The organism is Carboxylicivirga litoralis, from assembly GCF_025499605.1.
Classification (GTDB): domain Bacteria; phylum Bacteroidota; class Bacteroidia; order Bacteroidales; family Marinilabiliaceae; genus Carboxylicivirga; species Carboxylicivirga litoralis.
Genome location: NZ_JAFMVC010000024.1, coordinates 1 through 14526 on the forward strand (window position 1 = coordinate 1; position 14526 = coordinate 14526).

General features: G+C 40.5%; 6 protein-coding genes and 1 pseudogene. All 7 read right to left on the minus strand.

What is annotated here, in order from left to right; all coding sequences use genetic code 11:
* Positions 1-644 (minus strand): annotated as a pseudogene (locus J1N10_RS17110) (alpha-glucosidase domain-containing protein); the annotation flags it as partial.
* 11 nt (positions 645-655) lie between these two features.
* Positions 656-2122, minus strand: coding sequence for a cellulase family glycosylhydrolase (locus tag J1N10_RS17115; protein ID WP_262327954.1), 1467 nt, complete (start codon positions 2120-2122; stop codon positions 656-658).
* A gap of 82 nt (positions 2123-2204) precedes the next feature.
* The gene (locus tag J1N10_RS17120) at positions 2205-4157 is read right to left on the minus strand and encodes a hypothetical protein (protein WP_262327955.1); all 1953 of its coding nucleotides are present in this window, start codon (positions 4155-4157) and stop codon (positions 2205-2207) included.
* Positions 4158-4177: 20 nt separating this feature from the next.
* On the minus strand, positions 4178-5797 hold the full coding sequence (locus tag J1N10_RS17125) for a RagB/SusD family nutrient uptake outer membrane protein (protein WP_262327956.1): 1620 nt from the start codon (positions 5795-5797) through the stop codon (positions 4178-4180).
* Positions 5798-5808: 11 nt separating this feature from the next.
* Complete coding sequence (locus J1N10_RS17130) at positions 5809-8970, minus strand: SusC/RagA family TonB-linked outer membrane protein (protein WP_262327957.1); 3162 nt, start codon at positions 8968-8970, stop codon at positions 5809-5811.
* 429 nt (positions 8971-9399) lie between these two features.
* Positions 9400-11145 (minus strand): SusD/RagB family nutrient-binding outer membrane lipoprotein, encoded by a 1746-nt coding sequence (locus J1N10_RS17135; protein WP_262327958.1) that lies wholly within the window; start codon positions 11143-11145, stop codon positions 9400-9402.
* Positions 11146-11165: 20 nt separating this feature from the next.
* Positions 11166-14246, minus strand: a complete 3081-nt coding sequence (locus tag J1N10_RS17140) for a SusC/RagA family TonB-linked outer membrane protein (RefSeq protein WP_262327959.1) — start codon at positions 14244-14246, stop codon at positions 11166-11168.
* Between the last annotated feature and the right edge of the window lie 280 nt (positions 14247-14526).

The following is a 14526-nucleotide window of genomic DNA, read 5'->3' on the forward strand; positions in this document are numbered from 1 at the left end:
GAATTTCCAAAGCGACTGTAGGAATAGTTATCCCAAAGGATTCCGTAGTTTTTGTTAGACACAACGAAAGGCACTGATACCTTTGTGTTATACTGATACAACTCTTCATTTTTACCCTTGTAGTTCCACTCATCACTCTGATGCTGACCTAAACCATAGAAAGCCTCATCTTCAGGCGATTCAAATACTTGTTCAAAAGTATAACCATCGTAACCATCCACTTCGATAGGAGTGAATTTCTTGTGGCTTCCCTGTTCCTCTTTAAGCAAAGGATTGCCTTCCAAATCATAGAATGCGACTTCTCCGGTTTTTAACGATGCTTTTACCAACAGTTTAGCTGTTTTTAGGTGTAATTCATCATCTTGTTCTACAACATCGTACTTTACCTTATTGTCAAATTCTTTCACAATTATCAAGCTCTCCCGGTCATCAATAGCCGCCTTTGGTGTAGCTGTGACGCGCACGATTTCATCAGACACAACCTGTAACTTAATAGTTTTTGCTCCATCAGCTGCAACATCTGAAGGATGAATAATAATACCATCAGCTGAGCGCACATAGCCTGTTTGTGAACAAGAAAACAACACTAGTCCAACAACCAACAAGGCTCCAAAACTTTTTATTCCACTTCTTAATCTGTTCATTATATCTAATTTTATTTATACACGTTAATGATAGCTTCAATTGCTTCGCTATGCACTTGCTCTCCCGTTGAACGGTTAAATAAGCCAGAGGCATTTTTATGGGTATAGCCGTTATCCCAGTAAAAGGTAATGATTTCCTTCGACTTAGCGATTTCGTTTACTTTCTGGTGATAGTAATTGCGCGACTCTTCATGCTTTGCTTGTAGCTCATCTGTCATATCGCCGCGTAGCATCGCCGAATACTCGCCAATGATTACCGGAATATTATTATCGATATATTTCGTTTTTAGCTTCTCAAATTGTGCTTCAAGGTAATCTTCCTGTCCCCAGCTTGTTACATCGGTGTAGCCTTCACCCCATTGTGTATTAAAGCCATCATCCGTTTTAATGGTAAACTCATAGGGGTCGTAGTAGTGGGCCTCCACAATGAGTCTGTTTTCCACCTCATCAGTAGGCATTGTGTGATAATTAACACCATGGTCGATGTTGGTGTTGTAGGTTTGAACAATCAGGTTACGATAGGCATTTTTACCACCTGTAGCTCTCACTGCATCAACAAAGGTTTGAACGTATGACTCCTGCACTTCAATATTTTCAGAACTAGGATTATTGTAGTTTTCGCGCACTTCGTTGGTACCTGCAAAAATCAGGTACTCATCATAATCGCGGAAATATTTGGCGATTTGTTTCCATAAGGCAGCCTGTTTTTGGTTAACTGCTTCCTGATGCTCATACATTGGATGTTCTTCGAGCCAGCCACCATCCCAATGGATGTTAATGATGGTGTACATTTGGTTGTCAACACAATAATCAACCACTTCTTTAACACGCTCCAACCAGGCAGGTTTTATAGTATAATCGGTTTGGTTTTCAAGATGACTATCCCAGGCACAAGGAATACGGATAGCATTAAAACCAGCAGCTTTTACACCATTTATTAATGTTTTTGTAACCACCGGATTACTCCAGCCGGTTTCGCCACCCGGCACTTCCATTGAATTACCCAGGTTCCAACCTACAATCATTTTAGCCGCCAACTCAGCAGCATTGCTTTCTACTCCAGACATATCAGCTTCAATGTAATCAGGTATTTCTGGGTCAACAATGATGTCTCCTGCTTCTTGTGTGATGCTTACTTCAAAAGCGTCCAAAGTTTCATCTTTATCAACAAGTGATATACTGCCGTTTCTTTGTTCAGCCGTCTCATTAGCATCGACCGTAATCTTAATTGTAGCATCGCCTTTGGCTGTAGTAATGGATGGACGGAAAAATAAGCTGTTATCATAGCTGATTTTCCAAATAGTATTGGACGTTATAGAAAGTGTTAGCTCATCACCATCAGCTTTTACATCATAACTTAAAGGTTCTGCCGCCAGCTCCAGTATAGGTTCTACTGGAGTATCTCCTCCACTGGATTCGCCACAGTTTGAGAATAATAAAGGCAATAGTGCGATCAGTAGTAAAAAATTCATTTTCATCTCTTTCCTTTTTGCTTTCTTCTAAATTGGTTAAGGTAAGTTTAACCGGAGGCAGGTCACCTCCGGTTATAGTGTTATTCATTTATTCAGCAGGCACATACACATAAGTCATGGCAAATGCATCTTCACCAGAGCGCTCTGCATCGCGCATTACTTGCAGTAGTAGCACGCCATCTTCCATTTTGTTAATATCGATATCACCCCAGTTTAGTACATAATAATCACAAGTCCAAGGGTGAACAGCTCCTACAGTCATTAATAACTTGTTATTATCCAAATCAATGCTCCATGAACCATTTAATGTCACTACTTCCTCAGAAGCTAACACATCTGTCTCCTCAGGTGAGCCATGACGCTCTAATGTTTCACCGGAATCAGCATCAACATAAGTATAAACACGCTTGCGCTGATTAACGGTTACCGTTCCATCCATTTCAAATTTCATATCACCATAATCAACATCAGCTTCACCAGATGCATAGTGCTCGCCAGGTAGTGGATTCCATGCCCAGGTAGCAAAATCAGAGAACATAACTGGTCCTTGCTCTGCGCCATAGCCTGTTGCCACATCATGTGTGCGGTCCGAATCTAACTTCCATGTTTTAGCCGTCAATAGTTCTTTAATGGCTTCCAGGGCATTGGTGCCGCCTCCCACTTGAGGAACCAGCTTATAACACATGTACTCAGGCTTGTCAGCAGCAAGGGCTCCAACCCACATAGCCGAAACTCCACCTAAAGCATCTTTTTCAATGGATAGAATTCGCCATTGATTTTCAGCTGTTGTACTCAATGTCACCCATCCTCCACATATAACAAACTCAGGCTTCACACCTGTGAAGGTGTAAATACCTTTCTCGTCTAACTCGTATGTACCTGAACTCTCAGTTCCATCAGGTAAGACCATGGCAACCGTGTTATCAGCTGAATTCATTGTTAACGAGAAATCAGCATAAGTGGCTGGCACATCTGCATTCATTCCAGTCCAATCGGCATAAGTATCAGCCGATACCCAATCCGTATTCATTAAAGAACCATCTAAATTAGCCCAGTTAAATGGCGTTTCAGGTGATAATACCCATTTGATTGAAGTGCTTGTAGTAGCCGACACATCATCTTTCCAGCCATCAGGCAAAATTGGTTCCGGGTCTTCTGTTTCCTCTGGAACCCAGTTATCAAAGTAATCCTTGGATACAAAATTATAAACCAACAAACATGGTCCTTCTCCTGACAATGCTTCATCACGTAAAGCAGCCAACTGCATATAATCCTCGGTTAAAGTAAAAATCTTTAGGTCTCCCCAGTTAACAACATGCCCATCACGACCTGAGTCATGTAATGGAGTTGCATCATTCATTGTTAAAGTTTTCGCATCGGCATCTAAGAAGTAAGTACCCACTTCTTCACGCCCTAACATTAAATGTTCAACATGCACATTCGCATTACCTTGTAAATCAAAAGTCATTGAACCATAATTACCGGCATCCATCAACCAGCTATTCCCCGGGTAGTCAGGATTCCAGTTCCAGCAATCCTCTCCATAACAATCGCCTAACCAACCATTGTCTGTTCCATAGAAATATAATGGGCCGGCAAAATAACGGCTTACTCCATCAGCATCGAGATCAAGGTACCAGGTTTTACTATTCCCTACACCGCCTGATAACAGCTCCCAAAGAGGATCGTTGATATAATCAAAGTTGGTGGTAGTAATTTCCACCTGCAAGGTATCATCCTGCACATAGCCACCTTCACTCATTACGCCATAAGCAAAATCATAAATACCAGGAAACGCTAATTTAACTGTATCCTTAACACGAGTAGAGCGCCCCAATGGCGTTATCCAATGTGGTTGTGCTCCAGCCGTCATACTTTCGAGCAACACCATATTCGGGTCTTCTGTATCTTGTGTGATACTATATTTTAGTGCGTCTTTTGAGATGGACGTACCCAGCTCAAATTCATCGGGCTGACAGGCCACAAACCCAAGGGTAAGCGCCATGACAGCTATCATTATTTGAAATATATTTTTCTTCATAATTTCCTATAATTAAATGATTACCAACCGGCATTTTGAGTCAATACTCCAGCCGAACGCGTAATTTGCTGTTGTGGAATCTGCATCAGTCCTTTGGTCTCTGTAATTTTAGCAGATTGAATAACTTTATCGGTTTCAACACCTCCATTCAACACCTTGGTTGATGTACTGATGGCTGAAGCCGCCACATCCACTCCCTGACGCAATAAATCCCAGTAACGAACGCCTTCGAAAGCAAATTCATATCGTCGTTCTTCAAGAATATTAGCAGCTGTAACAGCTTTTGAGTCTAATCCTGAGCGCCCGCGAACATCGTCAAAATATGTTTGTGCATTGGCACTTCCTAACTCAGCGGCCATTAAAAGCACATCGGCATAACGAAGTACAACGTAATCTTGAAACTGAGCAATCATAAAGCTTGCACCACCATTAATGTCCGTAATGTCACCCACTTTAATTTCACCCGTTTCCTCATCTTTATACGGGCTGGCGATTGGTGTATATTTCTTATTTGTATAACCAGTGTATTCGCGCTGGTCACCATTATCGAAAGCCAAACCTTCACCAACAATGGAGATAACGGATGCTTCTTTTCGGGCATCACCATCTTCGAAAGCGGCATAGAACTCAGCTGGAACCGTACAAGCACCCCATCCTTTTCCATATGGTACATTGTATTCAGAAGCACGCAAACCTAACATTACTAACCAGTGGTTTCCATCCGTATTTCCATTCCAGTCGGAAGTAATGTTATGCTTGATGGCAAAGATGGTTTCCATATTATCTTTACCAGCATAAGTTGTTTCGAGACCATCTCCTGCTGTATTTATCTGAGAAGATGCGGCAGGCCATAAGTTCTTATATTCATCTACCAAACCATAATCTGAAACACCAATCACATCCTCTAAACCATCTAATACATATGCTTTATCGGCTACCCCCACAAGATCTGCCTTATTGTAATAGCCTGTATAAAACAAGAATACACGCCCTAATAACGCTTTAGCGGCAAATTGATTAACGCGTCCTGCTTCTACTAAATCAGAACCATTTTCAGCAGCAAACTTCAAATCCTCGGCAATTACTTTATATATTTCGTCAGCGGTTGCCTGCGGTATATTACCACTCATAGGCTCTGTTAATAAGGGCACTCGTTCCCAAAGGCGCACCATATCAAAGTAACAATAAGCTCTTAAAAAGCGAGCCTGTGCTTCTATATTTGTTTTATAAGCTTCATCTTCTTCCCAATCAATCTGTTCCATTTTAGATAGCAGCATATTCATGCGATAGATGGCTTTGTAATAGGCTACCCAGTTATCGTTTAAAATATCCACTTCGCCCGGCGAACGGTTAATGTCAAACTCATCGAGTACCTGGTAGTTATAAGCATCGTTGTTTCCGGTAGCTCCAAAAGTATTATCCGAAACAACCTCAGATAAAACAGGGAATGCCACACCTGAGGCATACATGGCCTGAACACCATCGTAACAACCAATGATGGCTTTTTCTGCGTCTGCTTTAGTTTTATAGAAGTTACCCTCTGTTATTTCTGTAATGGGTTCGCTATCCAGAAAGCTATCTGAGCAGGACGAAACCATTAGGGCAGCTAAAGCAACTATATATAATGATAATTTCTTCATTTCTCCTTCAATTAAAATTTAACATTTACACCAAGTAAATAAGTTCGAGGACGAGGGTAGAAACCTACATCAACGCCCGATGAACCTCCTTCAAGCCCATATCCCACTTCTGGATCCATTCCATCATATTTGGTGAAAGTGAATAAGTTCTGTGCGGTAGCATATAAACGAACCTGCTTGAACAAACCATTGTTAATGATTTTTGAGAAGTCGTACCCCAATGTAACATTGCTAATTCTCAAGAAGTCACCATCCTGTACATATATATCAGAGAACTGCCAGTTAACATTCGTTTCGGTTACACGTGGCATGGTATTAGATGTTCCTTCACCATGCCAGCGGTCAAGAATCGCTGTTGTGTAGTTGGCAACACCATTGGCATGATTACGGTATGATTGAACAATTTGATTACCAGCAACGCCATTGGCTAACACAGAAAAATCAAATCCTTTGTAGCTAAAACCTAAGTTAAATCCATAAGTATAGTCCGGGTTAGGGTCTCCCACCATTCCTTTGTCACTGTCATCAATGACGCCATCATCATTACGGTCGACATAAATTAGATCGCCCGGTTGAGCATTAGGCTGAATCACTGTACCATCTGAGCTCTTATAATTGGCAATCTCTGCTTCATTCTGGAAAACACCATCAGTTGACCATCCCCAGAAATAACCGACAGGCATTCCCGTTTCTGCTCTTCGGTAAAACTCACCAGCATTGTCGTACAGCTCATTGGTTTTACCATGAACAATACCATCCTCGGTAGGTACTTCGGTTACTTCATTTTTGTTTTTGGCAATATTGGCGCTGATGAAGTATTTGAACTGCCCAATGTTATCGTTCCAGTTCAATGCCAGTTCAACTCCTGAATTCTTCACCGTACCTCCATTAAAATAAGGTGCATCAGCTCCGTCAGTTGCATAACCGGGCTTTTCTAGTAACCAGTCTTTAGTTTGCTTATCGTACCAATCGAAGTTAACACCTAAACGAGCATCCAGAAAGCGAGCATCAAAACCAATGTTTAATTGCTCGGAAGTTTCCCAAACAATGTCAGGATTACCCAAACGACTTGGATAGGCTCCCACAGAGTTACCTGATGCATCAAAATCAGCTGAGCCAAAATAATAATTGGCATCGCCAATGCTGATTGGTGCTAAGTACTGCCATGCTGATATATTCTGATTACCAACCTGTCCCCAGCTAGCACGTAATTTAAAGAAGTCCATCCAGTCCTGACCTGCCGCAAAATTTTCGTTGGTCACAACCCAACCGGCAGACACTGAAGGAAAATAACCCCAGCGGTTACCTTCTGCAAAACGTGATGAACCATCAGCACGGAAAGTGGCATTCAACATATAACGCTCTTTGTAGTTATAGCTGAAACGACCAAAGTAAGATAACAACATTGACTCATCGAACGGTGCACCACCGTATGAAAGACGCGTTAGGTCAGTATTTGTTGTGTTATCAATATACGCATGGTCTAAATCTGATATGGTAAGGTCTGAATTACTTACACTCACCCATGAGCCTTTATTCTCATAAGCCGACATACCTGCCATTGCCGTAAATGCATGGTCTTCTACACTAAAATCATAAGTAGCATAGTTATCCCACGTAAGGGCTAAACCTTTACTCATACTCTGGCTGGCAGAATCAAACAAACGCTGCGAGTAAATAGATAACTCATAAGCCGGCGAATAAGAACGTCCTTCACTGGTGTAAAAATCAACTCCCAGTCGCGACCGTATTTTCAAACCTTTTGCCGGAGCAATCTCAACATATACATCACCAAATAACTTCTGGTTATTATTAACATTCTGGTTGTTTAAAACCATTTCGGCATATGGGTTACTTTCCCCGTCAGCCCAAGGAGTCCATTCTTGTCCCTGGTACATGACGCCTGCCCCGGCAGTGTTGTTGAGAAAGTTTCCATTATCATCATACATTGGTAAGAACGGACTAGTATTAAAAGCACCTCTTAACGAGTTGTTATATTGATTACCTACCGAAATACCATTTTTATCTACATAACTAAATGTCAGGTGTTGTCCCACTTTAACAATATCATTAAACAGCTTATGCTCGGTATTAACGCGGAACACATAACGGTTATAGTCTGACACATCAGGACCACCCATTACTCCTTCTTGTCCGGTATATGACATCGACATCGAGTATATAGAAACATCGTTACCACCATTTAAGCCTACTGAGTAGTTTTGAGTAACGGCATTGGGATAAATCATTTCATCAATCCAATCGGTTCCTTTACCCATTGCATCAATTTCAGCTTGAGTAAAATGTGCATTCTTACCTGAGTTGATAGCTGCTTCATTCATAATAACAGCATACTCTTTACTATTCAACATACTAATCTGGCGGGATGGGTTTTGAATTCCATAATAGGCATCAAAATTCACATTCATCTTACCAGACTTACCTGTTTTAGTCGTAATAAGAACTACACCGTTAGCGGCTTGTGAACCGTAAATAGCTGCGGAAGCCGCATCTTTTAAAATATCGATACTTTCAATATCTGCATTGTTAAGGTAAGAGATGTCACCTGTTTGAACACCATCAACAATGTAAAGAGGACCTGAATTACCAATGGTACCTACACCACGGATTTTTACGTTCATACCTTCGCCTGGCTGCCCCGATGTAGAGGTTATTTGCACACCAGCTGTTTGTCCCTGAAGGCCTTCTAAGGCACTGGTTGTACTTTGCTTGGCAATGTCGTCACCTTTTACTTGTACAGTTGCACCAGTCACTAATTTCTTCTGCTGGACACCATACCCAACCACTACAACTTCATCAAACTCAGAAACATCTTCAAGCATAGCAATGTTTAAGTTTGTTTGGTTGCTAATTAGCACTTCCTGAGGTTTAAAACCAATAAAAGAAAATACAATAACGTCGCCTTCCTTAACCGAAATGGAGAAGTGACCATCAATATCAGTAATGCCACCTGTGGTAGTTCCTTTTACTACAACATTTGTTCCCGGAATAGGTGCATTATCCACAGCCGATACAACAACACCTGTCAGTGTTCTTTGCTCTTGGGCGTTGGCTACTGTAGTCAGTAGCAATACAGCAATAACGGCCAATAACCTAAAACCCTTAGGTATAAATTCAACCGAAAATGCACTACGCACATTTTTTACATTCATAAAACTTAGATTTAAATAATAATTCGAGGATTATATCGAAACAAATCTACATGAGCTTGCATTGATAGTTGTACATTAATGATAATAGTATGTCCAAAAATGATAACGACAGTAGTAACAATGTATAATAATGATGTAACAAATGTTATCAACTAATGCTATACAATTCTATTTATCAACTATTTACAAACATTTCTTATTTTAATTTCATTTTACATCGAATATGGTCGATGGTGATAGAATTAAGTTCAAATGACCTTGGCTAATCGCAGATACTCCTATTAACCCTGCTCATACAGAGACTTTCACTCTGATAGCTTATTACCATACCCGTCATACAAAAAAAAGAGCCCTGCCGAAGCAGAGCTCTTTCAATTAATCGCACTTATATAATAGTTTGGTTTTAGAGACTAATTTATAAAGTGAATATTAGTAGTTGGCCCACCACACTTTGTTCATCATATCTTTATTTTCTTCTGGCACATTGTCATTAATTGCTACTTCACTTTCTGGTACACGCATGCGTTGTGGCAACTTAAATTTGGTGCTACCCTGAGCATATTTCTCAATGGTTCGAGTTTCTGTGCTTCCATCAGGATTAACCCATGTACCAGTGATTGTTCTGTCCTTATCAAGATATACAAACTCTGGATGACCTGTTCGGCGTAATACAGAATAAGCCTGATGAGGAACGGTATAAGCCGACACCCAACGCTCAGTGGCAATAATAGCTTCTTTACCTTCAGCATCAGCATCGTTAAACTTAGCTACAACATCATCTGCGAAACTACCAGCATCAGCACCCCAACGTTCACAACTTGCTTCAAGACCTGCTTTTAATAAGTTGGCGTCAGACTGACCATATGTTACCAGACCTCGGTTAACTGCTTCAGCCAATGCTAAACATACTTCAGCATAATCTAAGCTAACTGGATTCCATGTACCACCATCGTACCAAATTGATGGGTGCATCCAAGAGTAATTGTGAACATCACCTTCTACATCATCGTTTTGGATATTTGTAATGACACCTTCCTTTAGGAAATATTCTGCCCGTGCTGGACGACCTTTATGCTCAGCAGCCACATCGCCTTTAGGGCGCATAAAATATTTCTCCATTCGTGGGTCGTAAATACCCGATACAGCATTGATATCTTCAGTAGCAGAACCACCGTCTTTTACTTCTGACGCAAATAATGGGCTACCTTTCATTACTTCAACAATTTCTCGCGCTGGAATAAAAGCGCCAGGACCTGGACCCCACTCCATATTAAATGCATCCCATGAATATGAACCATGTGGCATTGCACCAGGCCATGTCTTAAAGAATCCATAATACTGGTTATGAAGGTCGGTAGATGACTTGGTACGTTCAACCATCACATTATCATCATTTCCTTCCAAAAGAGGATACTTTACAATATTTGCTAGAATTGCTTTAGCTCCTTCACTATCAACATTTGAACGACGAAGAGCCATACGTAAACGCAATGAATTCGCAAATTTTCTCCACTTGCTGATATTTCCTTTGTAAACCAAGTCATATTTCGACATAGTTCCAATCGTTACATCATCGGCAAGGTTTTCTTCTACCACCATTTTCAGTTTAGCTTCAATGTCATCGTAGATAGCTTTTTGAGCATCAAACTTTGGCGTTGGAATATCAATATTACCATGCTCAGAGTATGGTGTATCACCAAACAAGTCTGTAATTTTCAAAAACTGGAACGAACGCAATACATGACAAATACCTGTGAACTCTTTAGCATATGATGCTTCCGGATTTTCCTCGTAGTAGTTCAATAGCACATTGGTATTGGCAAACAAAGCACCTCCATAACCATTAACGAATGATGATGAGTTATACGAATCCCAGGCTGCAGCCGTCCAGCCTTCGTGATAATCGTATGAGTTACCTGGGGCCCACCAGCAACCTGTGAAACCGCCATCAACATGACCGGCAAAACGTTCAGCGTGTAAAACTACACCACGCCAAAATTCGTAACGGTCTTCATGAAATGCTTTACGCATTGAGCTTGCCAACACAGCTTCCGTCGCAGGGTTATCTGCAGAAGGTGAGTTTGGGTTTGTGTTCATTTCATCAAAGTCATCAGTACAACTGAAACTTGTCAAAGCAACCAAACCAACTAAAATATATTTATTAAATATCTTCATCTGTTTAAATTTACTTTTGATTAAAACTTAACATTTACAGTAAAACCATAAGACGTTGTAGAAGGTACATTGTATAAGTTATAACCTTGTGCATTACCTGTACCCCATGTTTGATTCGGATCAATGTCTTTTGCATCTTCATCGCGATAGATAAAGAATAAGTTATAGGCATTGAAGTTGACACTTAGGTTCTTGATAAAGAAATCAGGGTCTAACTTAAAATTGTAGCCCAAACTTAATTCGCGCAAACGAACGTTGGTAGCGTCTACAACCCAAGGCTCACCATAGTTAGCTAAACCTCCCCAGTAAGCTTGTGCATTCATCAACACAGTAGTTGGGTTTCCATCGGCGTCAACCCCAGATACTTCAACACCATTTTCACGGTAGTCTAATGTATTCTCGGTAATACCTTTAGCCGTTAAAGCGCCTTTAGTAGCATTCATCACATCGCCACCAATTTTACCATCAATTAAAGCCCTGAAGTTAAAACGCTTGTATGAGAATGTGTTCAACCATCCAAAAGTCGCATCAGGCGTAAAATTACCTAGCTCCACACGCTCACTTCCTGGTAAGAAACCGTTGTTACCAAGCTGATATTCACCATCAACTTTAGCTGGCATACCCATGATAACACCATAACCGTTTTTACCTTTGTTAGCTACAATTTGTACACCACCAACAATATTGCCTAAATCGGCCAACACCTGTGTATCCAATCCTTCAGCTAATTCTTTAACTTCAGTCGTATTCTTAGCTAATGTCAATGTTGTTTCCCACTCGAAAGAACCTGTTTGAACAGGAATACCACCTAATGACACTTCGAAACCACTGTTCACTACATCGCCACCATTCAGGTATTTGTTAACATACCCTGTTGCTGAAGATACTTTTGTTGTGAAAAGCTGGTTTTTAGTTGACTGAGTATAGTAATTAAAATCAGCAAATACACGATTGTTGAATGCTCTGAAATCAACACCAAATTCCATCGAACCAGTTCTCTCAGGCTTCAAATCTGGTACACCAGGTGTGCCATCAACGTCCATCAAAGGAATGCCATTATGGTCTAATAATGGGTTAACACCAAACGTTGTTGCCAGGCGATATGGGTCTGAATCGTTACCTACTTCAGCATAACCTACGCGTACTTTTAACAAGTTTACATTGCCCATCTCCAACACTTCATTAAGCAGGATACTTGTTGAAACAGCCGGATAGAAATACGAGCGATTTTCTTTTGGAAGTGTTGAACTCCAATCGTTACGGAAAGAGGCGTCTAGGTATAAGAAGTTTTTGTAGCCTAAGTTTAAAGTTGCATAAGCCGAGTTAACCTGCTTTTCGTAGATATTGTAACTTGCATTCTTATTCAGGTAGTTTTGGATATTCCAGAAACCATTTGAGATAACATCATCACCACGGTTATAGGTAACCTCACTTTGGTTCTTCATAATGTTACCACCAACGTTCACACCAAAATCCAACTCACCAAATCGCTTGTTATAGCTTAATAAAGCATCAAAGTTCGACTCACGACGCTTGTACTGATTCATAATCCATTGCCCAGTGCTATTTTGCTTATGACCTAAATTATAACGCTCTTCAATTGAGTTATTGGTATAATCAGTACCTGCTCTAACAAAACCAGAAAGGTTTTCAGTGATATCAAAGTCTAACTTAACGAACCCGATTAATCGATCTTTCTTATTAATCATGTTATCGTGCAAAGTCGTCCAATATGGGTTCATTTGCGTTCCGATAAACGGATCGTTTGGCGTATTATTAAAATTGTAATTCTTAAGCTCATTTAAGTTAGTATTACGTGGTAAGGTGAACAAGCCATAAACGGCATTACTACTACCTTCTCCTAACCAAGTACCACCTTCAATCTCCTGATTGATATAGTTAGCCTTGGCATCTACACGTAACCACTCAGCTAAATCATACTGCGTTCTGATATTGAAGTTGTGACGCTTTTGCTCATTACCCGGAACGATACCATTACCATACAAATTGGTATAAGAGAAACGAGATGAACCATTTTCACCACCTTTGGTCAAGGCAATTGTATTAGTTGTTTTAAATCCGGTTTCAAAAAAATCTTTGATATTATCAGGTTGTGGAGAATATGACAGGTTGTCCTGGAAACCACTCCACGATGGCAGACTTTGGCCTTCCATAGCTGGTCCCCAACTATCGTCAGTAACCGTTGTAGAGTAGGTTGGTACGTTATTGACATAACTACCTTGTCCGTATTTATTCTGAACTTTAGGCAAATACTGCTCTGTCACCACATCAAACATATTAGAACTTGAAATTTCAACACCAAGCCCTTGTCCTTTTTTACCCGATTTAGTAGTGATAATGATGGCTCCATTCTGCGCACGAGAACCATATAAAGCCGCAGCATTTGGTCCTTTCAATACTGTTACACTTTCAATATCATCAGGGTTAATGTCCATCGAACCTGAACCGAAGTCTTTTCTATCCCAAACACCAGCTGATTCTTCAACTGTTGAGTTGTTTACCGGAACACCATCCACTACATATAATGGTTGGTTATTACCCGAAATAGAACTGTTTCCACGAAGTACTACGCGATTTGAAGAACCTAAACCTCCTTGAGACGACCCTAAGTCTAAACCGGCAACTTTACCCTGCATAGAACTCAATACATCGCTACCTGCAGCAGCTTGTATTTCTTCACTATCTACTTTAGATACGCCATAACCAAGTGATTTCTCTTCTCGTTTAATACCTAAAGCTGTTACAACAACACCTTCCATTTCAATCGACTCTGATTGTAATGTTACATTAATTGTTGTTTGTGTTCCAACAGTGTGCTCTTGCGCTTTCATACCAACGAAAGAATACGTAATAATCGCACCTGTTGGCGCAGTAATAGAGTAGTTACCGTCAATATCGGTAATCGTACCGTTAGTGGTACCTTTTTGTACGACAGAAACACCAGGTATAGGCATGCCGTCCTCAGCACCTTTAACGGTACCGCTAATTGAAACGTCCTGGGCAAATGCTATTCCTACTGATAACAGTAACATGATAGCTCCCATTAGTCCTCTCTGAAACCAGTTAAATCTTCTTTTCATAAAGAGTTTAATTTTGGAATTGTTAATGTATGTGATTAAATAAATGTGAGTAGCAGCAACAGGGTTAGCATCAATATTAGAAGGACAATCAGCACGCTGCGTATTAAAAAATAGCGGCGTGCTTCATGCTTTATACTCGATGGTTTATCTCTGTTACTAATTGTCAATTTCAATCTGATTTAATTTTGTAGATTACTCAATGGAACAAGCTTTTTGAAATCTCCTTTGAGTCCAATACTAATAGGCTCGTTTCACGACAACAAAACTATGGGAGCATCCA

What these genes read in the sequence shown, in the direction of transcription:
- J1N10_RS17140 (WP_262327959.1), bottom strand. Translation starts at nt 14,246, where the DNA reads ATGAAAAGAAGATTTAACTGGTTTCAGAGAGGACTAATGGGAGCTATC.
- J1N10_RS17130 (WP_262327957.1), bottom strand. Translation starts at nt 8,970, where the DNA reads ATGAATGTAAAAAATGTGCGTAGTGCATTTTCGGTTGAATTTATACCT.
- J1N10_RS17115 (WP_262327954.1), bottom strand. Translation starts at nt 2,122, where the DNA reads ATGAAAATGAATTTTTTACTACTGATCGCACTATTGCCTTTATTATTC.
- J1N10_RS17125 (WP_262327956.1), bottom strand. Translation starts at nt 5,797, where the DNA reads ATGAAGAAATTATCATTATATATAGTTGCTTTAGCTGCCCTAATGGTT.
- J1N10_RS17135 (WP_262327958.1), bottom strand. Translation starts at nt 11,145, where the DNA reads ATGAAGATATTTAATAAATATATTTTAGTTGGTTTGGTTGCTTTGACA.
- J1N10_RS17120 (WP_262327955.1), bottom strand. Translation starts at nt 4,157, where the DNA reads ATGAAGAAAAATATATTTCAAATAATGATAGCTGTCATGGCGCTTACC.